The sequence below is a fragment of the Pseudomonas sp. NPDC090755 genome (genome assembly GCF_044769005.1).
In the GTDB taxonomy this organism is placed as follows: Bacteria; Pseudomonadota; Gammaproteobacteria; order Pseudomonadales; family Pseudomonadaceae; genus Aquipseudomonas.
Genome location: NZ_JBIVXC010000001.1, coordinates 684943 through 708497 on the forward strand (window position 1 = coordinate 684943; position 23555 = coordinate 708497).

Consider the following 23555-nt stretch of genomic DNA (forward strand, 5'->3'; position numbering starts at 1 on the left):
CACCAAACCCATTAACACAACCCCATTACACAACAAAACCAGCGCGCGGGGGCGCCCCCCCCCCCCCCCCCCCGGCCGCCCCCCCCCCCCCCCCCCCCGGGGGGCCCCCCCCCCCCCCCGGCGATGTTTTACGGCGCGAACGGCATCTCGCGCTTGTGTTGGGTCTTGCGGAAGGTGGCGCTGATAATGTCGAACGCTTCCTGGCTCACCGGCTCACCGTGCAGGAAGGCATCGATTTCCTTGTAGGTCACCCCGTGGGACGCCTCGTCCGGCTTGCCCGGCGCCAGGTCTTCCAGGTCCGCGGTCGGTACCTTTTCCACCAGTGATTCCGGCGCGCCAAAGCTGCGGGCGATGGCCCGCACCTGATTCTTCACCAGCCCGCTGAGCGGTGCCAGGTCACAGGAACCATCACCAAACTTGGTAAAGAAACCCATCACCGCCTCGGCGGCATGGTCGGTGCCGATCACCAGGCCCTGGCGAGCGCCGGCGATGGTGTACTGGGCGACCATGCGCATGCGCGCCTTGGTGTTGCCGACCACGAAGTCGACCATGGCGGGCGAGCCGTTCTCCAGCGCCTTGACCTCGGCGGCCAGGGCGCGCACCGCCGGGGCGATGTCCACGGTGTGGAGTTCGTCGGCCTTGATCACTTCCAGGCAGGCCTGGGCGTCATGTTCGTCCTGCTGCACCTGGTAGGGCAGGCGTACGGCAATGAAGCAGTATTGTGCGTCGCCGGTTTCGCTGCGCAGCTCATTGATCGCCCGCTGCGCCAGCAGGGCGGCGGTCAGCGAGTCGACACCGCCGCTGATACCGAGCACCAGGGTCTTGAGCCGCGCATTGTTCAGGCAGGTCTTGATGAAGGCCACGCGCCGGGCCACTTCGGCTTCGAGTGCGGCGTGGTCGGCAAACGGCGGCTGGACCTTGAGCGCTTGCGCGATCTCTCGCTGGACAGCTTGCATGAATTACTCCTTGGGCACTTTGAACACGTGGCGCAGGTAGGCGACGAAGTTTTCGTCGCGGCATTGGGTCTTGGCGGCCTCGTCGGAAATCTTGGCGACAGGCTGGCCGTTGCAGTCGGTCATTTTAAGCACGATGCTCATCGGCGCCACCCCGGGAATGTCACAGGTCAGGTTGGTGCCGATGCCGAAGCTGACATTGATGCGGCCGCGCAGGGCGCGGAAGATCTCCAGCGATCGGGTCAGGTTCAGGCCATCGGAGAACACCAGGGTCTTGGTCATCGGGTCGATCCCCAGCTTGCGGTAGTGGGCAATGGCCTTTTCAGCCCACGGCACCGGGTCGCCCGAGTCGTGGCGCAGGCCATCGAACAGCTTGGCGAAGTAAAGATCGAAGTCGCCGAGGAAAGCGTCCATGGTGATGCAATCGGTCAGGGCGATACCGAGCAGGCCCCGGTATTCACGTACCCAGCAGTCGAGTGCGGCGATCTGGCTGTCGATCAGGCGCGGGCCCAGTTGCTGGTGAGCCATGATCCATTCGTGGGCCATGGTGCCCAGCGGCTTGATATCCAGTTTCCGTGCCAGGTGCACGTTGCTGGTGCCGACGAAACGTGCGGGGAAATCCTCTTTGAGCACCCGTACCACTTCCTCCTGGACCTTGTAGGAGAAGCGCCGACGGGTGCCGAAATCCGCCACCTGCAGTTCGGCCAGCTCATCACTGCTGGCATGGGCCTGCAGCCAGTCGAACTTGCGGTGCAGCTGGTCACGGGCTTCGACGAGCCTGGTCTGGGGATAGCGATGGCGATTGCGCACTTCGCTGATGATCGCCAGCAGGGGTACCTCGAAGAGGATCACGTGCAGCCAGGGACCGCGCAGGCGCAGGTACAGCTGGTCATGCTCGATGCCCAGTTGCAGGTAGCGCAGGTTGAAGCGAAACAATCCCAGGAAACGCAGGAAGTCCGGTTTCAGGAAGCTGATCTGTTCCAGAAAGCCCAATTGGCCATTACCCAGGCTCAGTTCGCAGAGTCGTTCGATCTGTTCGCGGATCTGCCCCAGATAAGGGCGCAGGTCTTCACCATTACGGCAGCGGAACTCCCACTCGACGTCGACGTTGGGGTAGTTGTGCAGCACGGCCTGCATCATGGTCAGCTTGTAGAAATCGGTGTCGAGCAGGTTCTGCACGATGCGATCGGCGAAAGCGCTTTCGCTCATAGGGACTCCATGGGGGCGTGCGCCTCCCATAGCCGGGTCGACGCACAGACCTTGCCATTGTGCCAGCCTTTTTCCGCCGGCGGGCGGGCAGGGGCCGGGTACATCGGTAGCAGGCTATGGGTAACAGCACTTTCCCGGGTCAGTGCCCAACCTGTAATGGTGCCCGCTGTAGCAGTCGCGCACCATGGATGTGCAGTTCGGTTACGCATCCTGTTACAGGCTGGTTGCACGTAAACACTTGCAGGGGTTGCAATGATGGCACTTTAGGGTTGCCCGGATTTCATGAAGTGGGTGGCGCTTTCCTTGTAACAGACGGTTGCACGGCCAATAAAAAAAGGACGCGGCGCGAGTCCCGGTAACTTCTTCGCGAGTTTTTCCAGAATAAAAAACCAATGGCACGGCCCTTGCTCAGAGCAATTGCTGAAAGTTGTAGTGCCAATCAAAAAAAGAACTCCAAGGAGCACCACCTCATGTCGCAGACGTTTTACAGGAAAGGCTTTCTGTCCCTCGCCGTAGCAGCGGCGCTGGGCGTTTCTTCGTATGTTCAGGCCGACATCAAGTTCGGCGTAGCAGGCCCGATGACCGGTGCCAACGCAGCGTTTGGCGAGCAGTACATGAAAGGTGCACAGGCGGCGGCCGACAAGATCAACGCCGCGGGCGGGGTCAACGGCGAGAAGATCGTCCTGGTCAAGGGCGATGACGCCTGCGAGCCGAAGCAGGCCGTGGCCGTGGCCAACCGCCTGGTCGACCAGGACAAGGTGGCCGGTGTGGTCGGGCACTTCTGCTCGTCCAATACCATTCCGGCTTCCGAGGTGTATGACGAAGCCGGCATCATCGCCATCACCCCGGGCTCGACCAACCCGCAGGTTACCGAGCGCGGTCTGAGCGCCATGTTCCGCATGTGCGGGCGTGACGACCAGCAGGGCATCGTCGCCGGCAATTACATTGTCGACGTGCTCAAGGGCAAGAAAGTCGTGGTCCTGCACGACAAGGACACCTACGGCCAGGGCCTGGCGGATGCCACCAAGGCACAGCTGGAAAAACGCGGTGTCAAGCCGGTGCTGTACGAAGGCCTGACCCGTGGCGAGAAGGACTTCAGCGCCGTGGTGACCAAGATCCGTGCAGCCGGTGCCGACGTGGTCTACTTCGGTGGCCTGCACCCGGAGGCCGGTCCTCTGGTTCGCCAGTTGCGTGAACAGGGCCTCAAGGATGTCGCCTTCATGTCCGACGACGGCATCGTCACCGACGAACTGGTGGCCACTGCCGGTGGCGCGCAGTACACCAACGGCGTGTACATGACCTTCGGCGCCGACCCGCGCCTGCTGCCAGACAGCAAGGCCGTGGTCGAAGAGTTCCGCAAGAACGGCACCGAGCCTGAAGGCTACACCCTGTACGCCTACGCTTCGGTCCAGGCCCTGGCGGCCGCTTTCAACGGCGCCAAGTCGAACAAGGGCGAGGACGCGGCCAAGTGGCTCAAGGCCAATCCGGTGCAAACCGTGATGGGCGAGAAGAAGTGGGACGGCAAGGGCGACCTGACCGTTTCCGACTACGTGGTCTACCAATGGGATGCAAACGGCAAGTACCACCAACTGGAAAAACAAAAATAACAACGGTATCCGACCCGGGCCTGTGCCCGGGTCGCTACCCGGTTCAACGCCGTACCTGTCTTTTCTCGTAGATCTGCACAACCTCGCGCTGCGAGGGCCGCTTCATCCGGGGCTCACCGTGGTCGGCGCTTGTGCAATCTCAAATACGTGAGATTGCGTTATGGATGGTATTTTTCTGCAGCAACTGGTCAACGGGCTGACCCTGGGGTCTGTCTACGGCCTGATCGCCATCGGCTACACAATGGTCTATGGCATTATCGGCATGATCAACTTCGCGCACGGCGAGGTGTATATGATCTCCGCTTACCTGGCGGCGATCAGTCTGGCATTGCTGGCGTACTTCGGTATCGAATCCTTCCCGCTGCTGATGCTCGGGACGCTGATCTTCACCATCGTGGTCACAGGCGTCTATGGCTGGACCATTGAACGCATCGCCTACAAACCCCTGCGTAACTCTACCCGGCTGGCACCGCTGATCAGTGCCATCGGTATTTCGCTGATCCTGCAGAACTATGCGCAGATCAGCCAGGGTGCACGCCAGCAAGGCGTACCGACCCTGCTCGAAGGCGCCTGGCGCCTGGAAGTGGGCACCGGTTTCGTCCAGCTGACCTACACCAAGATCTTCATCCTGGTCGCTGCCTTCGTCGGCATGGCGGCGCTGACCTACATCATCAAGTTCACCAAGCTGGGACGCATGTGCCGCGCCACCCAGCAGGATCGCAAGATGGCCTCGATCCTCGGCATCAACACTGACCGGGTGATCTCCTACGTATTCGTCATCGGCGCTGTGATGGCCGCCCTGGCGGGTGTGCTGATCACCATGAACTACGGCACCTTCGACTTCTATGCCGGCTTTATCATCGGCATCAAGGCCTTTACCGCGGCGGTACTGGGAGGCATCGGCTCGCTGCCGGGCGCCATGCTCGGCGGGATCATCCTCGGTATCTCCGAGTCGCTGTTCTCCGGGTTGATCAACTCCGACTACAAAGACGTGTTCAGTTTCTCCCTGCTGGTGATGATCCTGATCTTCCGTCCCCAAGGCCTGCTGGGTCGCCCACTCGTGGCGAAGGTGTAAGTATGTCTGCTGCCAAACACACATCATTCGATATCAAGCGCAGCCTGATCGATGCGATTCTCGCCGGGCTGATTTCCCTGATCGTCTTCGGGCCCATCGTCGGCGTGGTGCTCGACGGCTACAGCTTCAACATGGAACCGACCCGCGTGGCCTGGCTGGTGGCCGGCGTCATGGCCGGGCGTTTTGTGCTCAGCCTGTTCCTGCAGACCGCCAAGGGCCAGTCGATCCTGCAAGGCTTCGAGGGCGGCGGCTCCGGGGTGCATGTACTGGCACCGGACTACAAGTCGCGGCTGCGCTGGATCATTCCGGCGCTGATCGTGATTGCCATCGTCTTCCCGTTCTTTGCCAACAAGTACCTGCTGACCGTGGTCATCCTCGGCCTGATCTACGTGCTGTTGGGCCTGGGCCTGAACATCGTGGTGGGCCTGGCGGGCCTGCTCGACCTGGGTTATGTGGCGTTCTACGCCATCGGTGCCTACGGCCTGGCCCTGGGCTATCAGTACCTGGGCCTGGGTTTCTGGACCGTGTTGCCATTGGCGGCCCTCGCCGCAGCACTGGCCGGGTGCATACTGGGCTTCCCGGTGTTGAGGATGCACGGCGACTACCTGGCCATCGTGACCCTGGGCTTCGGTGAAATCATCCGCCTGGTACTCAACAACTGGTTGTCGTTCACCGGCGGGCCGAACGGTATGCCGGTGCCATCGCCGACCTTCATGGGCCTGGAGTTCGGGCGTCGGGCCAAGGACGGCGGCGTGCCGTTCCACGAGTTCTTCGGCATCGACTACAACCCCAACCTGAAATTCCTGTTCATCTACATCGTGCTGTTCATCGTCGTGCTGGCGGTGCTCTACATCAAGCACCGCCTGACCCGCATGCCGGTCGGCCGGGCCTGGGAAGCACTGCGCGAAGACGAAATCGCCTGCCGCTCCATGGGCCTGAACCACGTGCTGGTCAAGCTCTCGGCGTTCACCATCGGCGCCTCGACCGCAGGCCTTGCCGGGGTGTTCTTCGCCAGCTACCAGGGCTTCGTCAACCCGTCCTCGTTCACCTTCTTCGAGTCGGCGCTGATCCTCGCCATCGTGGTGCTCGGCGGCATGGGCTCGACCGTGGGCGTGGTGATCGCCGCGTTCGTCCTGACCGTGGCCCCGGAGCTGCTGCGCAGCTTCTCCGAGTACCGGGTACTGCTGTTCGGCGTGCTCATGGTGTTGATGATGATCTGGCGACCGCGTGGGCTGATCCGCATCAGCCGTACCGGTGTAGTCCCTCGTAAAGGAGTAGCGCCATGAGCAATGACGTGATTCTCTCGGTCGACAACCTGATGATGCAGTTCGGCGGGATCAAGGCGCTCAGCGATGTCAGCCTCAAGGTCAAGCGCAACTCCATCTTCGCCCTGATCGGCCCCAACGGCGCCGGCAAGACCACGGTCTTCAACTGCCTCACCGGCTTCTACAAGGCCAGTGGCGGCAAGATCGAACTGAACATGCGCGGCACCCGCACCAATGTCATCCAGCTGCTCGGCGAGCGCTTCCAGTTGGGCGATTTCGTTTCGCCCAAGCGCTTCATCAACCGCATGCATTACAAGATGTTCGGTGGTACCCACCTGGTCAACCGCGCGGGCCTGGCGCGGACCTTCCAGAACATTCGTCTGTTCCGGGAGATGTCGGTGGTGGAGAACCTGCTGGTGGCCCAGCACATGTGGGTCAACCGCAACCTGCTGGCGGGTGTGCTCAACACCAAGGCCTACCGCAAGGCGGAAAGCGATGCCCTGGACCATGCCTTCTACTGGCTGGAGGTGGTCGACCTGGTCGATTGCGCCAACCGCCTGGCCGGCGAGCTGTCCTACGGCCAGCAGCGCCGCCTGGAAATCGCCCGGGCCATGTGCACGCGGCCGCAGATCATCTGCCTGGACGAACCGGCGGCCGGCCTCAACCCGCAGGAAACCGAAGCCCTGAGCAAGATGATCCGGGTGCTGCGTGACGAGCACGACATCACCGTGGTGCTGATCGAACACGACATGGGCATGGTCATGAGCATCTCCGACCACATCGTCGTGCTTGACCACGGCAATGTGATCGCCGAAGGCGCGCCACAGGACATTCGCAACAACCCGACGGTGATCGCGGCCTACCTGGGTGCCGACGAAGAGGAGCTGGTATGACTGCACCCATTCTCGAACTCAAGGACCTGGACGTCTTCTACGGGCCGATCCAGGCCCTGAAAAAAGTCTCGATGCACATCAACGAAGGCGAGACGGTCAGCCTGATCGGCTCCAACGGCGCCGGCAAATCGACCCTGCTGATGTCGATCTTCGGCCAGCCGCGGGCGGCGGGTGGGCAGATCGTCTATCGCGGCACCGACATTACCCACAAGTCCTCGCACTACATCGCCTCCAACGGCATCGCCCAGTCGCCGGAAGGGCGCCGGGTGTTCCCGGACATGTCGGTGGAAGAGAACCTGATGATGGGCACCATCCCCATCGGCGACAAATACGCCAGCGAAGACATGCAGCGTATGTTCGAACTCTTCCCACGGCTCAAGGAGCGGCGCAACCAGCGGGCCATGACCATGTCCGGCGGCGAGCAGCAGATGCTCGCTATCGCCCGGGCGCTGATGAGCCGACCCAAGCTGTTGTTGCTCGACGAGCCGTCGCTGGGGCTGGCGCCGATCGTGGTCAAGCAGATCTTCGCCACCCTGCGCGAGCTTGCGAAGACCGGCATGACCATCTTCCTGGTCGAGCAGAACGCCAACCATGCGCTCAAGCTCTCGGACCGCGCCTATGTGATGGTCAACGGGCAGATCCGGATGACCGGCAGCGGTCAGGAGCTGCTGGCCAACGAGGATGTGCGTAACGCTTACCTGGGCGGTCACTGACCGTAGCGGTTGAAAACGCCCCGCCTGACGGGGCGTTTTTTTTGTCCACAGCTTTGTGGAAAACCTTACGCGCACTCCCTTTGCGCTGCGACACAAAGTCGCTGCAACTGGCTGTTTCTCCACGTTTTTGAGTTGTCCACCATTGGTGTGGAAGCGGCTGTGGGTAACTTGGTGGCAGCTTGCTGGATGCCTTGATTTACGTGGCCTGCGGGTTATTGGTTGTTTTTTGATCACAGCTTTCCACAGGTTTTTGACAGGCGAATGTCAAGTTTTTTATCGGCAGTGAAATCCCTCGGATTTTCGTCGAAAAGCCTGTGGATAACTCTGTGGGCAAGCATGGGAAAGAACGCTGCAGCCAGCGTCCACAAGGGCGTTGCGCCATCATTGGAAATGATCTGCCGGCATGCCCGGGGCGTTTGAGGTCAAATGGCAGGCATGCGGTCAAGGAAAATACTTTCTGACGTGCGAGTCAGGCCGGCTCTGCAGCGTGGAAAATTGCCCCCATTCTTTGTGCAAGAGCCTGTGGATAAGGTCAGGAAAGATTGCTCCAGCCTATATGAATCAAGGTGTTGGCGCTGTTGGTTGTTTTTTGTACAGTATCTGGACGCTTGCTGGCGGCGTTGCCGGCGGGCATGCTGCTCCCCCGTGATCACGAATCTGCAAGGAGTAACCCATGACCTCCACCGTATTCATCACCGGCGCGACTTCTGGCTTCGGTGAAGCCTGTGCCCGTCGATTCGCCGAAGCCGGCTGGTCGCTGGTGTTGACCGGTCGCCGTCGGGAGCGCCTGGACGCGCTGTGCGAAGAACTGTCGAAACAGACCGAAGTCCATGGCCTGGTGCTGGACGTACGTGATCGCAAGGCCATGGAGGCGGCGATTGCCAACCTGCCGCCATCCTTTGCCAAGCTGCGCGGACTGATCAACAACGCAGGCCTTGCCCTGGGTGCCGACCCTGCGCCCAAGTGCGACCTGGACGACTGGGAAACCATGGTCGACACCAACATCAAGGGCCTGATGTACAGCACCCGCCTGCTGCTGCCCCGACTGATCGCCCACGGGCGTGGCGCGACCATCCTCAACGTCGGCTCGGTAGCGGGCAATTACCCGTATCCGGGCAGCCATGTGTATGGCGGCACCAAGGCCTTTGTCGGCCAGTTCTCCCTGAGCCTGCGCTGCGACCTGCAAGGCACTGGCGTGCGGGTCAGCAACATCGAGCCGGGGCTGTGCGAGAGCGAGTTCTCCCTGGTGCGCTTCGGCGGTGACCAGGCACGCTACGACGCCACCTATGCCGGCGCCGAGCCGATCCAGCCGCAGGATATCGCCGAGACCATCTTCTGGATCCTCAACCAGCCGGCGCACATCAATATCAACAGCCTGGAGCTGATGCCGGTGAGCCAGGCCTGGGCGGGCTTCTCGATCGACCGTTCGGGCAAGGCTTGAGGGCCTCATCGCCGGCTCTGCCGGCTCCCACAGGGATTGTGCAATTGCACTGTGGGAGCCGGCAGAGCCGGCGATGGCGTCAGATCTGCTGACGCAATCCTTCCAGGCAAGTCGCCAGGTGATAAGGCGTGGTCGATGGCATGTCGCTACGGCTGACCGCGCCACTGGCATCCCGGCATTCGTGCCAGCCATCGGCATGCAGGAAGTGCTGTTGCAGGGCGCGTAGCTGGACAAAGACCTTCTCGGCATTGTCTGTACGCAGCGCCAGGGCGCGCAGGTACTCGGCCTGTGCCCAGATGCGCTGGGTGGCGTCCTTGATCGCGCCATCGGCGTCAAGCATGGCCAACACGGCCGTGCCCCTCACGCCCTTCAGTTCGGCGTAGCCGAAAGCCCGCTCAAGCGAAGCGTGCAGCGTGCTGCCACGCAGCAGGTCCGAGGTTTCAAGCAGGAAGAACCATTCGAACTGATGGCCGGGCTCGAACCAGTTATCCACAGCACCCCGTGGCTTCTCCAGCACCACGCCATGCTGTTCATCGACAAAGTGCGCTTGCATGGCATCGGCCAGTGCCACCAGGGCGGCTTGCACCTGGGCGTCGTCACGTACCGCCAGGGTGCCGAGGAAGGCTTCGGCCAGGTGCATCAGCGGGTTCTGCAACGGGCCGCTGCCAAGGTCCGCCCAGTCTTCGCCAAGGCTGGCTTCATAGAGGCCATCCTCCCGGGCGAATCGTTCACTGATCACATTCAGCGCAGCGTTGAGGGTCGACTCGACCAACTGTTCGCGCACCTGGCCCCAGTAGTGGGCGCAGGCAAAGATGATGAAGGCGTGGGTGTAGAGGTCCTTGCGCCGGTCCAGCGGCTTGCCCTGGGCATCGATGCTGTAGAACCAGCCGCCGTGCTCGGCATCGTGGAAGTGGCGTTGCAACGAGCGGAACAGCGCTGCCGCACGTTCGCGGGCGCCCGGTTGCTCGATGCGGCTGCTGAACAGGTACAACTGACGAGCACAGGCCATGGCCCGGTAGCGCTGCACCGGCAAGGGCCGGGCTTCTTCGTCCAGCGCCTCGAAGGGCAGGGCCATGTCGGCATTCCAGCCAGGACCCAGCCACAGCGGCACAATGCGCTGGTCAAAGTGCGCCTGGACCTCGGCGAGCAAGGCGGGCAGTTCGGGCTGGGCGGTACGAAGGTCAGGCATGGAAAGAAGTCGTCGCGATCAGTGCGTTTGCGCGCATGTTAGCAGGAATCGGCGCCGAGCTTGTAGGAGCGGGCTTGTCCCGCGATTGCGCTCCCTCCGTCACCTCGCATCGCGGGACAAGCCCGCTCCTACAGAGTGCCGAGTCCTTGCCAGTGCTTGGCCCCGACAAAAATGAAGCGCAACTGCTGGGTGATCTTGTCCTGCGCGCTCAGCACATGCGCGGCGCCATCGCCGGGTTCGTCGATCAGTTCCGGCAGGGTCGCGAACACGGTCTTGACCACCAGATCGGCAATGACCTCCAGCGCGGCGCCATCGAGATGCTGCCAGCGCGGCATCAGTGCAAGGTCGGTGGCCAGGTCCGAGCTGATGCCTTGGCGCAGGGTGGCAATCGCCTGGCGCACCGGCTGCGATCCACCGTACTGCTCACGCGCCAGGAACAGGAACTGCGGACGGTTGGCCGCCACCACATTGAGAAAGATACGCACCGAGGCGTCGGTAATGCCGCCCAGTTCGAATTCATTTTGCCGCACCAGGCGGATGGTCTGGCGGAAGGTTTCGCCCACTTCGTTCACCAGGGCCAGGCCGAGCTGGTCCATATCGGAGAAGTGACGGTAGAAACCAGTAGGCACGATACCGGCACTGCGGGCCACTTCACGCAGGCTGATGCTGCCGAAGCCTCGACCGCTTTCCATCAGGTGGCGGGCGGCATCCAGCAGGGCTTGGCGGGTTTGTTGCTTTTGTTCGGCGCGCGGCAGCATGGCGGGTATCGGCAGGCAGTGAAACAGCCCTGCACTCTAATAGCCTATGGCCGGAAAAACAAAGCCCGGTCAGTGGACCGGGCTGGGAGGGGAGCTGTTACAGCGCTGGTATCTCTTGTTGTCTGGCATAGGCTTCAGCTCGCACGTTGGTTCTTCTCGATCAGACGGTCAGAACCACCTTCTGCGACCTGGAAGCGAGCTTTCAGACGGTCAGAGCCACCCTCGGCGACGCGGTTGCGTTCCAGCAGACGGTCAGAGCCACCCTCGGCGACGCGGTTGCGTTCCAGCAGACGGTCGGAGCCACCTTCGGCGACGCGGTTGCGCTCCAGCAGACGGTCGGAGCCACCTTCGGCGACGCGGTTGCGCTCCAGCAGACGGTCGGAGCCACCTTCGGCGACGCGGTTGCGTTCCAGCAGGCGGTCGGAGCCACCTTCGGCGACGCGGTTGCGTTCCAGCAGACGATCGGAGCCACCTTCGGCGACGCGGTTGCGTTCCAGCAGACGGTCAGAACCACCTTCGGCCAGGGTGTTCAGCGGTTGCGAGATCACCGTTGAGCTGGAACGGGATTCGGCGGTCAGGTTTTGTTCGCTGGCAGGAATGGCGAAGGCATTGGCGGCCAGGATGGACAGGGACAGGCTCAGCAGTAGTTGGCGTTTCATCGTTCGGTGCTCCTTGGAGGGGCTGGAAAGTGGGTACGGAGCCAATGCTACGCTCGGGGGCGCCAGATAGAAGTTCATACGGCTAATGGTGACAATTGATGGAAATGATGCTTTGTAGTGGAGGCTCTAGACCGGTTGTTTCAGCGCGATGGCGAGGCCTTCCAGGCCGCCTTGCGAATGACCGTCGCAGGCCTGGTCGATGGGAATCCGGGTAAAAACGCCGGAAAAAGTCCCGGTATTATCAATACCGGTTAAACCCCTGGGCGTTTCATCAGTCCGAAGATTAAGTGCCATCAATACGCCCACACCCGCCCTGTGGTCGTCAGGAGATTCATGCAATGACGCGTCCCGCCAGACTCCTCACCTGGACCCTCGCCAGCCTGCTGCTGGTACTGACGTTACTGGTGGTCGTGATCGCGGCATTCGACTGGAACCGCATCAAGCCGACCCTCAATGCCAAGGTGTCCGAGGCCCTGCATCGGCCTTTCGCCATCAACGGCAACCTGGAAGTACGCTGGCAGCGCGAGCCGGAGGAAGGTGGCTGGCGTGCCTGGCTGCCCTGGCCGCACTTCATCGCGCAGGACCTGACCCTGGGCAACCCGGACTGGCTCAAGGAGCCGCAGATGGCCAGCCTCAAGCGCGTCGAGTTCCGCCTGGCGCCCTTGCCGTTGCTGTTCCAGCAGATCGTTATCCCGCGCATCGACCTGAACCAGCCCTCCGCCCATCTCAAGCGCCTGACCGACGGCCGGGCCAACTGGACCTTCGATTTCGCCCCCAAGGGCGAGCAGGCCGAGCCTTCACCCTGGGTGCTGGACATCGGTGCCATCGGCTTCGACAAGGGCCAGGTCAGCTTCGATGACCAAACCCTGAAAACCAACCTCGACGTGCTGATCGATCCACTGGGCAAGCCGATCCCGTTCAGCGACATCGTCGGCAAGGCCACGGCGCAGAAAGCCGGTGTCGCCCAGGACTATGCCTTTGGCCTGAAGGTCAAAGGCCGCTACAAGGGCCAGGCACTCTCCGGCACGGGCAAGATTGGCGGCTTGCTGGCACTTCAGGATGCGGCCCGGCCCTTCCCGTTGCAGGCCGACCTGCAGATCGCCGATACCCGCATCGCCGTGGCCGGCACCCTGACCGATCCACGCAACCTCGGCGCCCTGGACCTGCGCTTGCGGCTGTCGGGCACCAGCCTTGGCAATCTCTATCCCCTGATCGGCGTGACCCTGCCGGATTCCCCTGCCTATGCCACCGATGGCCGCCTGCAAGCCAAACTGCATGAGCCGGGTGGTGCGCAGTTCCGCTACGAAGGCTTCAACGGCAAGATCGGCGACAGTGATATCCATGGCGACCTGACCTTCGTTTCGAGCCAGCCACGGCCCAAGCTCAGCGGCAACCTGGTCTCCAACCAGTTACTGTTCAAGGACCTGGCGCCGCTGATCGGCGCCGACTCCAATGCCCAGCAGAAAGCCCGGGGCGGCGCCAGCAAGCAACCGACGGGCAAGGTGCTGCCGGTCGAGGAGTTTCGCACCGAACGCTGGCGCACCATGGACGCCGACGTGACCTTCAGCGGCAAGCGCATCGTGCACAGCCAGGACCTGCCGTTCACCGACCTGTCCAGCCACGTCATCCTCGACGATGGCGTACTGCGCCTGGAGCCGCTGCGCTTTGGCGTGGCGGGCGGCAAGCTGGATGCCCAGGTGCGTCTGGACGGACGTACCGCGCCCTTGCAGGGGCGGGCCAGGCTCAACGCCCGTGGCTTCAAGCTCAAGCAACTGTTCCCGACCTTCGAGCCGATGAGGACCAGTTTTGGCGAGCTCAATGGCGACGCCGACCTCAGTGGTCGGGGCAATTCGGTGGCCAAGCTGCTGGGAACTGCCAATGGCGAGCTGAAGATGCTGATCAATGACGGCGCCATCAGTCGTGGCCTGATGGAGATCGCTGGCCTGAACGTGGGCAACTATGTGGTGGGCCAGCTGTTCGGTGACAAGGACGTGAAGATCAACTGCGCTGCGGCCGACTTCGGCATCAAGGACGGCCTGGCCACGACCCGCCTGTTCGTCTTCGACACCGAGAATGCGATCGTCTACATCAACGGTACGGCCAACTTCGCCAGCGAACAGCTGGACCTGAAGATCAACCCCGAGTCCAAGGGCGTGCGCCTGATCTCGCTGCGCTCGCCGCTGTATGTGCGCGGTCCCTTTGCCAAGCCGAACGCCGGCGTTCAACCGGTACCGCTGGCGTTGCGCGGGGCGGGGATGGTGGCCCTGGGCGTGGTGATCGGCCCGGCGGCCGGGTTGTTGGCGTTGGTGGCGCCGGGCGGCGACGTGCCGAACCAGTGCGCGCCGTTGCTGGAGCAGATGAAGGCAGGCAAGGCACCCAAATCAGTGAAGGCTGGCTGACGGGGGAGGCTATCGCCGGCGATGCCGGCTCCCACAAAAGCCACCGCCAGCCGGGTGCCCTGTGGGCGCTGGCTCAGCCTGCGATGGGGTCGCCCGGCGTCATGCCGTGGGCATGACCTCATCCACGGCATCATCATCTTTCTGGCGTTGCGCGCAGGTTTTGAAACCCTTGTCATCGACGTGCCCGGTGGCGTCGAAGCGCACGTAATAGGCCTGCTGATGGCCGTCGCGGTTGAGGATGTAATTGTTGCAGGTGCCGCCATGGGGCAGGTCGATCACCGAGGACGGACTGCCGCCGATGGCGATCACCCGCTGCATGGTCATGCCGTTCTTCACCTGCTTGACCAGCGGCTCGTTGCGGTAGGTGACGTAATCCACCGGATTCTCCGGGCGGCTGCCGCAGGCGCTCAGGGCGGTGGTGGCCAGGAGGATTGCGAGGGTCTTTCTGAACATGGTCCAGCTCCATTGAGGTTCTAATGAATTGGAACCTCGGCCTCCCCTGGAGTTCGATTGCGATTGCCGGCAATGTGCCTGTAGTGTGGGGACGATTGTCCACGGAACGGGGAATGCAGCCATGCCCGAGGGGCTCGCCACACGTTATCCACTGGTGCTGGTACCGGGCATGCTCGGCTTCGTCCGCCTGCTGCTCTATCCCTACTGGTTCGGCATCGTCCCGGCACTGCGCCGGGGCGGGGCGCAGGTCTACGCCATCCAGGTCTCGCCACTCAACTCCTGCGAGGTGCGCGGCGAACAGTTGCTGCGGATCATCGAGGATATTCGCAGGCTTAGCGGCGCCGACAAGGTCAACCTGCTGGGCCACAGCCAGGGCGCCCTGACCGCACGTTATGCGGCGGCCAAACGCCCGGAGTGGGTGGCTTCGGTGACTTCCATCGCCGGCCCTAACCACGGCTCGGAGCTGGCCGACTACGTAGAACGCAAGTATTGCGCCGACTCCACGCGCGGTCGCTTGCTCAAGGCTTTGCTGCATGGCCTGGGTGTGCTGATGGGCTGGCTGGAAACCGGCTGGCGCGGACCGAAACTGCCCATCGATGTGCATGCTTCGCACCATTCGCTGACCAGTGCCGGCGTTGCCCTGTTCAACCAGGCTTATCCACAGGGCCTGCCCACCACCTGGGGTGGCGAGGGGCCGGGGGAGGTCAATGGCGTGCGCTATTACTCCTGGTCCGGCACCTTGCAGCCGGGGCTGACCGATCGCGGCCTGAACCGGCTGGATGGCAGCAACCTGCTCTGTCGCCTGTACGCCCGCAGTTTCGTGCGCGAGGCCGGGCAGTGCGATGGCATGGTCGGGCGCTACAGCTCGCACCTGGGCCAGGTGATCGGCGATGACTACCCGCTGGATCACCTGGACATCGTCAATCACTCATTGGGCGCGGTGGGCAAGGGCGCCGATCCGCTGCGGCTGTTCACCGAACACGCGGCCCGGCTCAAGGCTGCGGGACTGTAACGCTGGCGCGGCGCACCGGGGTTTTCCAGCGTTCGGCCAGGATCACCCCGGCCAGGGTCAGCAGGCCGCCGACCAGGTGATACAGCGCCAGTTGCTCATCGAGCACCAGGGCGGCAATCACGGCGGTGACGGCGGGCAGCAGGTTGAAGAACAACGTGGTGCGGCTGGGGCCCAGGCGATGGACTGCCTGCATCCACACCAGCGGCGCGACCATCGAGGCCAGTACACAGGCGTACAGCACCAGGCCAATGTTGCCACGGCCAAGGCCGGTTTTGTCCGAGAGCAGGAACAGCGGCAACAGCACGATGATCGCCACCAGTACCTGCAGGTACAGCAGGAGCAGGGGGGGCAGGCGCAACTGCCACTTTTTCAGCAGGGTGCTGTACAGCGCGTAGGCCAGGGTGGCGACCAGCATCAACCCATCGCCAGCATTGAGCCCGTGCTGCAGCAACACGCGCAGGTCTCCGGCCGAGACCACCAGCAACACACCGGCCAGGGACACCAGCGCGCCGACCAGGGCGCCGTAGCTCAGGCGCTGGCCCAGGCTGACGATGGCCATGGCCAGCGACATCAAGGGCATCAGCGAGAGAATGATGCCCATGTTGGTGGCGCTGGTGATGCCCGCGGCGAAGTACGCCAGGCTCTGGTACACCGCCATGCCCAGCACACCGAGAATGAAGATTCTGCCCAGGTTCGGGCGGATCTCTGGCCAGTGGCGCAGCATCGACCGCAGCAGGAAGGGGGTGAACAACAGCCCGGCCAGCAACCAGCGGTAGAAGCCGATCTCGGCGGGAAAGATCGCACCGGCCGACATCTTGGTGACTACCGTATTGCCGGCCCAGATCAGGATGGCCAGCAGGGGGAACGCATAATTCATGAAGCAGTAGCTCTTGGGGAAAACAGGTGAGGATTATCCGCTTGTCTGTTCCGTTGCTTATACTTGTATCCAGACAATCGACCCATCGATCCAGACAGCATGTCCGATAAAGTCATCACGATTCCGCAGTTCGACGCCTTGCCGTCGCCGGTGTACCTGCGCTACGACGAGTTCGGTGCCGACAGCCACAGCCCGGCGCACCGCCACACCTGGGGTCAGCTCAACTATGCCGCCCACGGCATCATGCACCTGGACATCGACGGCCAGCGCTTCGTCTCGCCACCGCACTACGCGGTGTGGGTGCCGCCGGACACCGAGCACAGCTGCTACAACCCCCAGGCCATCGTCTATCGCTCGGTCTACCTGGACCGCGAGCTGTGCCAGGCGTTGCCGGCCCAGCCCTGCACCCTGGTAATCAGCGAGATCCTCAAGGCCATCCTCGGCGACTTTGCCCGGCGAGACGTGAAGATCCCCGAGGACGAGGCGGATCGCCGCCTGGCGCAGGTGCTGGTGGATCAACTACGCCAGGCGCCGACCCAGACCTGCTTTCTGCCCTATGCCCGCAGTGCCGGCCTGCACGGGGTGCTCCAGGCCCTGCATGCCGAACCGGGTGACAACCGGCCGCTGGCCGACTGGGCGGCCACCGTGCATGTCAGCGAGCGCACCCTGGCCCGGCAGTTTCTGCGCGAGCTGGGCATGAGTTTCGGCGAGTGGAAGCTGCGCCTGCGTTTTCTCAAGGCCATCGAAGCGTTGGAGCAGAACCTGCCGATTCAGCAGATAGCCTTCGACCTGGGTTACAGCAGCCCCTCGGCCTTTATCGCCATGTTCCAGCGCCACGCCCACTGCACCCCGGAGCACTACCGGCGTCAGGCCCGTGCCCAAGGGGCGTAGGAATTCTTGTCTACACTCACGGCGAGGCTGCGCACAGGGCGCGGCGACTAGGAGAGAACGCCATGAAAATGGTGCGTGTGCCGTTACTGCTGTTGGGCCTGTTGATGTGTTCGCAAGGCTTTGCCGCCACCGCGCAGCAGGAAAAGATGACCACCTGCAACGCCGACGCCACCGCCAAGGCCCTCAAGGGTGACGAGCGCAAGGCGTTCATGAGCAACTGTCTGAAGGCCAAGCCACCCACCCAGCAGGAAAAGATGACCACCTGCAATGCCGACGCCACCACCAAGGCCCTCAAGGGCGATGAGCGCAAGGCGTTCATGAGCGACTGCCTGAAGAAAAAATGACGCTCCGCACCTGACCCGGGTCCGCCGCTGCCAGCACAGCGGCCGTGCCTCTATGCCTGCTCGGCGAAGGCTGGCAGACTGCGTTTTTTCCCGCAGTCGACCCTTGAGGTTGTATGACCTTTACTCCGCGCCAGATCAAAATGGCCAGTTGGATCATCGTGTTCGCCGGCCTGCTGCTGGCATTGCCGCTCAAGCTCTTACCTAGCCTGTTGGCCGGCCTGCTGGTGTTCGAACTGGTCAACATGCTCACGCCCAAGCTGCAGCACCTGATTGCCGGGGAGCGTGCGCGCTGGCTGGCGGTCGCCTTGCTCGGCACCCTGGTGGTCAGCACCCTGACCTTGCTGTTCGCCGGTGCCATCAGCTTCCTGCTGCATGAGGCCGAGAACCCCGGCGCCTCGCTGGACAAGTTCATGCTGCTGGTGGACCAGGCGCGCGGACAGTTGCCACCGTTCGTCGATGCCTACCTGCCGGCCAGCGCCGCCGAGTTCAAGGTGGCCATCGGTGAATGGCTCAAGACCCACCTGGGTGAGTTGCAACTGGTGGGCAAGGGCGCGGCGCACATGTTCGTCACCCTGCTGATCGGCATGATCCTCGGCGCCATCGTCGCCCTGCAGCGCATTCCCGACATCTCCCGGCGCAAGCCTTTGGCGGCAGCGCTGTTCAACCGCCTGGCGCTGCTGGTGCAGGCGTTTCGCAACATCGTGTTCGCGCAGATCAAGATCTCGCTGCTCAACACCTTCTTCACCGGGATCTTCCTGGCCGTGGTGCTGCCGCTTTTCGGCGTGCACCTGCCGCTGACCAAGACCCTGATCGTGCTGACCTTCCTGCTTGGCCTGCTGCCGGTGATCGGCAACCTGATGTCCAACACCCTGATCACCATCGTCGGCCTGTCGCTGTCGATCTGGGTGGCCATGGCGGCGTTGGGTTATCTGATTGTCATCCACAAGGTCGAGTACTTCCTCAACGCGCGGATTGTCGGCGGGCAGATCAGCGCCAAGTCCTGGGAGCTGCTGCTGGCAATGCTGGTGTGCGAGTCGGCGTTCGGCTTGCCGGGGGTGGTGGCGGGGCCGATCTATTACGCTTATTTGAAGAGCGAACTTCGGCAGGCGGAATTGGTGTGAAGCTATCGCAGGCTTCGCCAGCTCCCACAGGGATCGATGGACCTCTTGTGGGAGCTGGCAAAGCCAGCGATTAGGGGAATCAACCGTAACGCTTGCGCGCCTCGATCGCCAGGCCGCTGCCAATGCTGCCAAAGATGTTGCCCTCGACATGCCGGGCATTGGGCAGCATCGCTGCCACGCTCTGGCGCAATGCCGGAATGCCGCTCGAACCGCCGGTGAAGAACACCGTGTCGACCTGCCCCACTCCCACGCCTGCCTTGGCCAGCAACTCGCTGACGCTGCCGCGCACGCGTTCGAGCAGGTTGTCGATCGACTCTTCGAACAAAGCCCGGGTCAGCTCCACGCTCAGTCCCGACTCGACCCGCTTGAGGTCGACCAGGCGACGGTCGTTGTGGGTCAGTTCGATCTTGGTTTCTTCCACTTCCATCGCCAGCCAGTGGCCGGCGCGCTGCTCGATCAGCTTGAACAGGCGGTCGATGCCATCGGTGTCTTCGATGTCGTAGCGCATGCTGCCCAGGGCCAGCTGGGATTTTTGCGAGTACACCGAGTTGATGGTGTGCCAGGTGGCCAGGTTCATGTGGTGGCTGGTGGGCATGAAGGCGCCGCTTTTCATCCGGCTGCCATAGCCGAACAGCGGCATCACGCCCTGCAGGCTCAGCTGTTTGTCGAAATCGGTACCGCCGATGTGCACGCCGCCGGTGGCGAGGATGTCGCTGTGGCGGTCATCGAGCATGTGCCGCTCCGGTGCCAGGCGCACCAGCGAGAAGTCGGAGGTACCACCGCCGATGTCGACGATCAGCACCAGTTCCTCGCCCTGGATGTTCGACTCGTAGTCGAAGGCTGCGGCAATCGGTTCGTACTGGAACGATACGTCCTTGAAGCCGATCTTCTTCGCCACCTCTGCGAGGGTGTCTTCGGCTTCCTGGTCGGCGGCCTGGTCGTCGTCGACGAAATGCACCGGGCGGCCCAGCACCACTTCATCGAAGGCGCGACCGGCGTTGGCTTCGGCGCGCTTTTTCAGCTCGCCGATGAACATGCCCAGCAGGTCCTTGAACGGCAGGGCGGTGCCCAGCACGCTGGTGTCGTGCTTGATCAGCTTGGAGCCCAGCAGACTCTTGAGCGAGCGCATCAGCCGGCCTTCGTAACCTTCCAGGTACTCGTGCAGGGCAAGGCGGCCATACACCGGGCGGCGCTCCTCGATATTGAAGAACACCACCGACGGCAGGGTGATCTTGCCGTCTTCCAGGGCGATCAACGACTCCACGCCCGGGCGATGCCAGCCGACGGTGGAGTTGGAGGTGCCGAAGTCGATGCCGCAGGCACGGGCCGGGGATGCGTCACTCATGGGATGTACTTCCGGGGAAAAACGGCCGCGCAGTTTATGCCAGTCGTCAGCAGAATCAAGACCGATTATCTGCTTTGCAGCAAACCCAAGGGCGCCTTGAAAGGCTATGCTTGACCCCAATCTTCTGCAGCATCGAACAATTGATGGTGATTCCTTAGATGGACTTCAAAGACTACTACAAGATACTTGGCGTCGAGCCCACGGCGGACGAGAAGGCGATCAAGACCGCCTATCGCAAGCTGGCGCGCAAGTATCACCCCGACGTCAGCAAAGAGCGTGACGCCGAGGAGAAATTCAAGGAGGCCAACGAGGCCTACGAGGCCCTGGGCAGCCCGGAAAAACGCGCCGAATACGACGAACTGCGCAAGTACGGCCAGCACGGTCGCCCCTTCCAGGGCCCGCCCGGTTGGGAAAGTCGCAGCTCAGGCGGCTTCGAGGGCGGCGACTTCTCCGACTTTTTCAGCTCGATCTTTGGCTCGCGCGGTGGCAACGGCAATCCATTTGGCCGCAGCCAGCAGCGCAGCAGCGGTCGGCGAGGGCAGGACGTGGAAATGGAACTGGCGATTTTCCTCGAAGAAACCTTGTCCAGCGAATCGAAGCAGATCAGCTTCCAGGTACCGCAGCACAACGCCCACGGCCAGCGCACCGGGTTTACCACCAAAACCCTGAACGTGAAGATCCCGGCCGGGGTCAGCGATGGCGAGAAGATCCGCCTCAAGGGCCAGGGTGCGCCGGGCATCGGCGGCGGCGCCAACGGCGACCTGTTCCTGACCATTCGCATGGCACCGCACCCGCTGTTCGATGTCGAAGGTCATGACCTGATCATTACCGTGCCGCTGGCGCCCTGGGAGGCTGCCCTGGGTACCAAGGTGGCGGTGCCGACCCTCACCGGCAAGATCAACCTGACCATCCGTGCCGACAGCCAGAGTGGCCAGCGCCTGCGGGTCAAGGGCATGGGCCTGGCCAACAAGCAGGGTCAGCGCGGTGACCTCTATGCGCAGTTGAAGGTGGTCATGCCGAGTCACAACGACGACGCCACCAAGGAGTTGTGGAACAAGCTGGCGCAGCACGCGGCGTTCAATCCGAGGACACAATGGAGTAACTGATCATGAGCAGTACCCTGGTCGTTCAACTGGACATGCAGACCCTCTGTCGGGAAGCCGATCTGCCGGCCGCCTACGTGATCGAAATCGTCGAACACGGCATTGTCGAACCTTCCGGGCGAACGCCGGAAGAGTGGCTGTTTGACGACCAGGCTCCGGTGCTGGCCAAGCGCGCGGCCAAGCTGCAGCGCGATCTGGAACTGGAGTGGGAAGGGGTGGCGCTGGCGCTGGAATTGCTGGATGAAGTGCAGCAGTTGCGCAGCGAGAACCTGATGCTCAAGCAGCGTCTGGGCAGGTTTTTGCAGGGTTGAAGAGCATCGCGGGGCAAGCCCGCTCCTACAGTGTAGGAGCGGGCTTGCCCCGCGATGCGGCCCTGAAACCTACAACAGCTTGTAGTACAGGGCCGTTGCCCGGTAGGTCCCGTCCGGCCCACAGGCATACTGTGGTAATTCACCCGCCTTGCTGTACCCCAGTGACCGGTAGAAATCCTCGGCCGCCGAGCCGGCTTCGGTATCCAGGTACAACAGGCCGCGCTGCTTCTGCTGTGCTGCGCTCTCCAGCACCTTCATCAACTGCTGGCCCAGCCCACGCCGCCGGGCTTCACTGTGCACCAGCAGCTTCTGCACTTCGGCGCGGTTCAGGCCATTGGGCTTCTGGCACAGGTCCAACTGCACACTGCCCAACACCTCCTTGTCCTTGCCTACCACCCAGAGCAGCAACTCGCCACGGGCCAGGCGCTGCTTCACCTCGTCGAAGTAGCTGTTGGCCTGCTGAGCGTCGATATCCGCCAGAAAGCCGACCGAGGCGCCGTGGCGCACGGTATCGAGCAGCAACGTCACCAGGCCGTCGCGGTAGTGGGCAAAGCTTTCATGGGTCACGCGGTTGAGTTGCGCTGCATTCATCGGGCTTCACTCCGTGGATCGTGGGGGCATGCCGGGATTGAGGATCAACTGCATGAAGGTCAGGTCCAGCCAGCGTCCGAATTTCACGCCCACCTGGGGCATCTGCCCGTTGAGGGTGAAGCCCAGACGCTCGTGCAGGCGGATCGAGGCGGCGTTGCCACTTTCGATGGCGGCGACCATCACATGTTTATCGCAGGCGCGGGCGCGTTCGATCAGGGCGCTCATCAAGGCAGGGCCCAGGCCGTTGCCGCGCTGGTCGCTGCGGATGTACACCGAGTGTTCGACGGTATGGCGAAAACCCTCGAAAGGGCGCCAGTCGCCGAATGAAGCATAGCCGAGCACGTCACCTGCGACGGCGTCCACGGCCACCAGGATCGGGTAGCGCTGGGCCTGGCGGGCGTCGAACCAGGCCTGGCGATTGGCCAGATCAACGGGTTGTTCATTCCAGATCGCCGTGGTGTTGAGCACCGCATCGTTGTAGATGTCGCAGATGCCCGGTAGATCGGCGGTTACGGCATCACGAATCAGGTAAGTCATGGCTACTTCTCGATCAGCTACGAAGTGGTCTTCAGGTTAAATGGTTACCAGGCCGCGCACACCCTCGGCCTCCATGTTTTCGCCGCGGCCGGCCTGGACGATTTCCCCGCGGGACATCACCAGGTACTGGTCGGCAAGCTCCGCGGCAAAGTCGTAGAACTGCTCGACCAGCAGGATAGCCATGTCGCCACGGGCGGCCAGTTTGCCGATCACCGCGCCGATTTCCTTGATCACCGATGGCTGGATGCCTTCGGTCGGCTCATCGAGAATCAGCAAGCGTGGCTGGCTGGCCAGGGCGCGACCGATCGCCAGTTGCTGCTGCTGGCCGCCGGAGAGGTCGCCGCCGCGTCGGTGTTTCATATGCAGCAGTACCGGGAACAGCTCGTAGATAAACGGCGGGACGCTGTTTGCCTGGCTGGCCGGGAAGCGTGACAGGCCCATCAGCAGGTTCTGCTCGACGCTCAGGCGCGGGAAGATTTCCCGGCCCTGGGGCACGTAGGCGATGCCGGCCTGGACCCGCTGGTGCGGCTTGAGGGCGGTGATCGGCTGGCCTTCCCAATGCACGCTGCCTTCGCGGGTGGGCAAAAGACCCATCAGGCAGCGCAGCAGGGTGGTCTTGCCGACGCCGTTGCGGCCCAGCAGGCAGGTCACCTCGCCGATTCTGGCCTCGAAGGACAAGCCGCGCAGGATGTGGCTGCCGCCGTAGTACTGGTGCAGGGAATCGATTTTCAGCATGTCTTCAGTCCGTTGGTTGTGTGTGCCGGCCTCATCGCTGGCTTCGCCAGCTCCCACAGGGCTGGTGCAGACAG

Annotated in this window: 25 protein-coding genes; 13 read left to right on the forward strand and 12 right to left on the reverse strand. The window is 62.8% G+C overall.

Annotated elements, in window-relative coordinates:
* Positions 1-128 precede the first annotated feature (128 nt).
* Entirely contained in the window at positions 129-956 is an 828-nt protein-coding gene (nadE, locus tag ACIQUS_RS03130) for an ammonia-dependent NAD(+) synthetase (RefSeq protein WP_403042712.1), read from the reverse strand.
* A 3-nt stretch (positions 957-959) separates the two neighbouring features.
* Positions 960-2162, reverse strand: a complete 1203-nt coding sequence (pncB, locus tag ACIQUS_RS03135; protein ID WP_403042715.1) for a nicotinate phosphoribosyltransferase — start codon at positions 2160-2162, stop codon at positions 960-962.
* 470 nt (positions 2163-2632) lie between these two features.
* On the opposite strand from pncB, the gene ACIQUS_RS03140 reads away from it, so the two are divergent.
* The 6 genes from ACIQUS_RS03140 (at position 2633) to ACIQUS_RS03165 (ending at position 9156) form a co-directional block, all read left to right on the forward strand.
* On the forward strand, positions 2633-3769 hold the full coding sequence (locus tag ACIQUS_RS03140; RefSeq protein ID WP_285863374.1) for a branched-chain amino acid ABC transporter substrate-binding protein: 1137 nt from the start codon (positions 2633-2635) through the stop codon (positions 3767-3769).
* Between the two features lie 160 nt (positions 3770-3929).
* Complete coding sequence (locus ACIQUS_RS03145; RefSeq protein ID WP_285863375.1) at positions 3930-4844, forward strand: ABC transporter permease subunit; 915 nt, start codon at positions 3930-3932, stop codon at positions 4842-4844.
* Between the two features lie 2 nt (positions 4845-4846).
* A complete protein-coding gene (gene livM, locus ACIQUS_RS03150) occupies positions 4847-6130 on the forward strand; it encodes a high-affinity branched-chain amino acid ABC transporter permease LivM (protein ID WP_403042720.1) in 1284 nt (427 codons plus the stop codon).
* On the forward strand, positions 6127-7002 hold the full coding sequence (locus tag ACIQUS_RS03155) for an ABC transporter ATP-binding protein (protein WP_403042723.1): 876 nt from the start codon (positions 6127-6129) through the stop codon (positions 7000-7002). Before livM ends, ACIQUS_RS03155 begins: the two co-directional genes overlap by 4 nt.
* Positions 6999-7715, forward strand: a complete 717-nt coding sequence (locus ACIQUS_RS03160) for an ABC transporter ATP-binding protein (protein ID WP_403042725.1) — start codon at positions 6999-7001, stop codon at positions 7713-7715. Before ACIQUS_RS03155 ends, ACIQUS_RS03160 begins: the two co-directional genes overlap by 4 nt.
* Positions 7716-8388: 673 nt before the next feature.
* On the forward strand, positions 8389-9156 hold the full coding sequence (locus tag ACIQUS_RS03165; RefSeq protein ID WP_403042728.1) for an SDR family oxidoreductase: 768 nt from the start codon (positions 8389-8391) through the stop codon (positions 9154-9156).
* A 79-nt stretch (positions 9157-9235) separates the two neighbouring features.
* On the opposite strand, the gene ACIQUS_RS03170 is transcribed toward ACIQUS_RS03165, so the two are convergent.
* The 4 genes from ACIQUS_RS03170 to ACIQUS_RS03185 form a co-directional block, all read right to left on the reverse strand.
* Complete coding sequence (locus tag ACIQUS_RS03170; RefSeq protein WP_403042730.1) at positions 9236-10345, reverse strand: AGE family epimerase/isomerase; 1110 nt, start codon at positions 10343-10345, stop codon at positions 9236-9238.
* 128 nt (positions 10346-10473) lie between these two features.
* On the reverse strand, positions 10474-11103 hold the full coding sequence (locus ACIQUS_RS03175; RefSeq protein ID WP_403042733.1) for a TetR family transcriptional regulator: 630 nt from the start codon (positions 11101-11103) through the stop codon (positions 10474-10476).
* A gap of 134 nt (positions 11104-11237) precedes the next feature.
* Complete coding sequence (locus ACIQUS_RS03180) at positions 11238-11762, reverse strand: phage infection protein (RefSeq protein ID WP_403042736.1); 525 nt, start codon at positions 11760-11762, stop codon at positions 11238-11240.
* A 126-nt stretch (positions 11763-11888) separates the two neighbouring features.
* Positions 11889-12056, reverse strand: coding sequence for a hypothetical protein (locus ACIQUS_RS03185; RefSeq protein ID WP_403042739.1), 168 nt, complete (start codon positions 12054-12056; stop codon positions 11889-11891).
* Positions 12057-12100: 44 nt separating this feature from the next.
* Here ACIQUS_RS03185 and ACIQUS_RS03190 point away from each other — a divergent pair, with 44 nt between their 5' ends.
* Positions 12101-14161, forward strand: coding sequence for an AsmA family protein (locus tag ACIQUS_RS03190; protein WP_403042742.1), 2061 nt, complete (start codon positions 12101-12103; stop codon positions 14159-14161).
* 99 nt (positions 14162-14260) lie between these two features.
* On the opposite strand, the gene osmE is transcribed toward ACIQUS_RS03190, so the two are convergent.
* Positions 14261-14614 (reverse strand): osmotically-inducible lipoprotein OsmE, encoded by a 354-nt coding sequence (osmE, locus tag ACIQUS_RS03195; RefSeq protein ID WP_403042744.1) that lies wholly within the window; start codon positions 14612-14614, stop codon positions 14261-14263.
* Positions 14615-14735: 121 nt separating this feature from the next.
* Here osmE and ACIQUS_RS03200 point away from each other — a divergent pair, with 121 nt between their 5' ends.
* Complete coding sequence (locus tag ACIQUS_RS03200; protein WP_403042747.1) at positions 14736-15626, forward strand: alpha/beta fold hydrolase; 891 nt, start codon at positions 14736-14738, stop codon at positions 15624-15626.
* Here ACIQUS_RS03200 and ACIQUS_RS03205 read toward each other — a convergent pair.
* The gene (locus tag ACIQUS_RS03205; protein ID WP_403042750.1) at positions 15607-16503 is read right to left on the reverse strand and encodes a DMT family transporter; all 897 of its coding nucleotides are present in this window, start codon (positions 16501-16503) and stop codon (positions 15607-15609) included. The genes ACIQUS_RS03200 and ACIQUS_RS03205 overlap by 20 nt on opposite strands.
* Positions 16504-16602: 99 nt before the next feature.
* On the opposite strand from ACIQUS_RS03205, the gene ACIQUS_RS03210 reads away from it, so the two are divergent.
* From ACIQUS_RS03210 to ACIQUS_RS03220, 3 genes are all read left to right on the forward strand, one after another.
* Positions 16603-17394 (forward strand): AraC family transcriptional regulator, encoded by a 792-nt coding sequence (locus ACIQUS_RS03210; RefSeq protein WP_403042753.1) that lies wholly within the window; start codon positions 16603-16605, stop codon positions 17392-17394.
* Between the two features lie 62 nt (positions 17395-17456).
* A complete protein-coding gene (locus ACIQUS_RS03215; protein ID WP_403042755.1) occupies positions 17457-17738 on the forward strand; it encodes a PsiF family protein in 282 nt (93 codons plus the stop codon).
* A 113-nt stretch (positions 17739-17851) separates the two neighbouring features.
* Positions 17852-18859, forward strand: a complete 1008-nt coding sequence (locus tag ACIQUS_RS03220; protein ID WP_403042757.1) for an AI-2E family transporter — start codon at positions 17852-17854, stop codon at positions 18857-18859.
* 79 nt (positions 18860-18938) lie between these two features.
* On the opposite strand, the gene ACIQUS_RS03225 is transcribed toward ACIQUS_RS03220, so the two are convergent.
* On the reverse strand, positions 18939-20204 hold the full coding sequence (locus tag ACIQUS_RS03225; protein WP_403042759.1) for an Hsp70 family protein: 1266 nt from the start codon (positions 20202-20204) through the stop codon (positions 18939-18941).
* A gap of 158 nt (positions 20205-20362) precedes the next feature.
* Between ACIQUS_RS03225 and cbpA the strand changes: the two genes are divergently transcribed.
* Together cbpA and ACIQUS_RS03235 are read left to right on the forward strand one after the other, a co-directional pair.
* Positions 20363-21310: a curved DNA-binding protein gene (gene cbpA, locus ACIQUS_RS03230; RefSeq protein WP_403042764.1), complete on the forward strand. Its 948-nt coding sequence runs from the start codon at positions 20363-20365 to the stop codon at positions 21308-21310.
* A gap of 2 nt (positions 21311-21312) precedes the next feature.
* A complete protein-coding gene (locus ACIQUS_RS03235) occupies positions 21313-21618 on the forward strand; it encodes a chaperone modulator CbpM (protein WP_403042768.1) in 306 nt (101 codons plus the stop codon).
* A gap of 69 nt (positions 21619-21687) precedes the next feature.
* On the opposite strand, the gene ACIQUS_RS03240 is transcribed toward ACIQUS_RS03235, so the two are convergent.
* The 3 genes from ACIQUS_RS03240 to urtE are packed head-to-tail and all read right to left on the reverse strand — an operon-like array spanning position 21688 to position 23481.
* Complete coding sequence (locus tag ACIQUS_RS03240) at positions 21688-22209, reverse strand: GNAT family N-acetyltransferase (RefSeq protein ID WP_403042771.1); 522 nt, start codon at positions 22207-22209, stop codon at positions 21688-21690.
* 6 nt (positions 22210-22215) lie between these two features.
* Complete coding sequence (locus ACIQUS_RS03245) at positions 22216-22746, reverse strand: GNAT family N-acetyltransferase (RefSeq protein WP_403042774.1); 531 nt, start codon at positions 22744-22746, stop codon at positions 22216-22218.
* A 36-nt stretch (positions 22747-22782) separates the two neighbouring features.
* Positions 22783-23481 carry an urea ABC transporter ATP-binding subunit UrtE gene (gene urtE, locus ACIQUS_RS03250; protein WP_403042776.1) on the reverse strand — a complete coding sequence of 233 codons (699 nt, stop codon included), beginning with the start codon at positions 23479-23481 and terminating at the stop codon, positions 22783-22785.
* Positions 23482-23555 lie beyond the last annotated feature (74 nt).

Bases quoted from the DNA above. Each gene is read 5' to 3' on its own strand.
- nadE (WP_403042712.1), bottom strand. From the start codon at position 956: ATGCAAGCTGTCCAGCGAGAGATCGCGCAAGCGCTCAAGGTCCAGCCG.
- pncB (WP_403042715.1), bottom strand. From the start codon at position 2,162: ATGAGCGAAAGCGCTTTCGCCGATCGCATCGTGCAGAACCTGCTCGAC.
- ACIQUS_RS03140 (WP_285863374.1), top strand. From the start codon at position 2,633: ATGTCGCAGACGTTTTACAGGAAAGGCTTTCTGTCCCTCGCCGTAGCA.
- ACIQUS_RS03145 (WP_285863375.1), top strand. From the start codon at position 3,930: ATGGATGGTATTTTTCTGCAGCAACTGGTCAACGGGCTGACCCTGGGG.
- livM (WP_403042720.1), top strand. From the start codon at position 4,847: ATGTCTGCTGCCAAACACACATCATTCGATATCAAGCGCAGCCTGATC.
- ACIQUS_RS03155 (WP_403042723.1), top strand. From the start codon at position 6,127: ATGAGCAATGACGTGATTCTCTCGGTCGACAACCTGATGATGCAGTTC.
- ACIQUS_RS03160 (WP_403042725.1), top strand. From the start codon at position 6,999: ATGACTGCACCCATTCTCGAACTCAAGGACCTGGACGTCTTCTACGGG.
- ACIQUS_RS03165 (WP_403042728.1), top strand. From the start codon at position 8,389: ATGACCTCCACCGTATTCATCACCGGCGCGACTTCTGGCTTCGGTGAA.
- ACIQUS_RS03170 (WP_403042730.1), bottom strand. From the start codon at position 10,345: ATGCCTGACCTTCGTACCGCCCAGCCCGAACTGCCCGCCTTGCTCGCC.
- ACIQUS_RS03175 (WP_403042733.1), bottom strand. From the start codon at position 11,103: ATGCTGCCGCGCGCCGAACAAAAGCAACAAACCCGCCAAGCCCTGCTG.
- ACIQUS_RS03180 (WP_403042736.1), bottom strand. From the start codon at position 11,762: ATGAAACGCCAACTACTGCTGAGCCTGTCCCTGTCCATCCTGGCCGCC.
- ACIQUS_RS03185 (WP_403042739.1), bottom strand. From the start codon at position 12,056: ATGGCACTTAATCTTCGGACTGATGAAACGCCCAGGGGTTTAACCGGT.
- ACIQUS_RS03190 (WP_403042742.1), top strand. From the start codon at position 12,101: ATGACGCGTCCCGCCAGACTCCTCACCTGGACCCTCGCCAGCCTGCTG.
- osmE (WP_403042744.1), bottom strand. From the start codon at position 14,614: ATGTTCAGAAAGACCCTCGCAATCCTCCTGGCCACCACCGCCCTGAGC.
- ACIQUS_RS03200 (WP_403042747.1), top strand. From the start codon at position 14,736: ATGCCCGAGGGGCTCGCCACACGTTATCCACTGGTGCTGGTACCGGGC.
- ACIQUS_RS03205 (WP_403042750.1), bottom strand. From the start codon at position 16,503: ATGAATTATGCGTTCCCCCTGCTGGCCATCCTGATCTGGGCCGGCAAT.
- ACIQUS_RS03210 (WP_403042753.1), top strand. From the start codon at position 16,603: ATGTCCGATAAAGTCATCACGATTCCGCAGTTCGACGCCTTGCCGTCG.
- ACIQUS_RS03215 (WP_403042755.1), top strand. From the start codon at position 17,457: ATGAAAATGGTGCGTGTGCCGTTACTGCTGTTGGGCCTGTTGATGTGT.
- ACIQUS_RS03220 (WP_403042757.1), top strand. From the start codon at position 17,852: ATGACCTTTACTCCGCGCCAGATCAAAATGGCCAGTTGGATCATCGTG.
- ACIQUS_RS03225 (WP_403042759.1), bottom strand. From the start codon at position 20,204: ATGAGTGACGCATCCCCGGCCCGTGCCTGCGGCATCGACTTCGGCACC.
- cbpA (WP_403042764.1), top strand. From the start codon at position 20,363: ATGGACTTCAAAGACTACTACAAGATACTTGGCGTCGAGCCCACGGCG.
- ACIQUS_RS03235 (WP_403042768.1), top strand. From the start codon at position 21,313: ATGAGCAGTACCCTGGTCGTTCAACTGGACATGCAGACCCTCTGTCGG.
- ACIQUS_RS03240 (WP_403042771.1), bottom strand. From the start codon at position 22,209: ATGAATGCAGCGCAACTCAACCGCGTGACCCATGAAAGCTTTGCCCAC.
- ACIQUS_RS03245 (WP_403042774.1), bottom strand. From the start codon at position 22,746: ATGACTTACCTGATTCGTGATGCCGTAACCGCCGATCTACCGGGCATC.
- urtE (WP_403042776.1), bottom strand. From the start codon at position 23,481: ATGCTGAAAATCGATTCCCTGCACCAGTACTACGGCGGCAGCCACATC.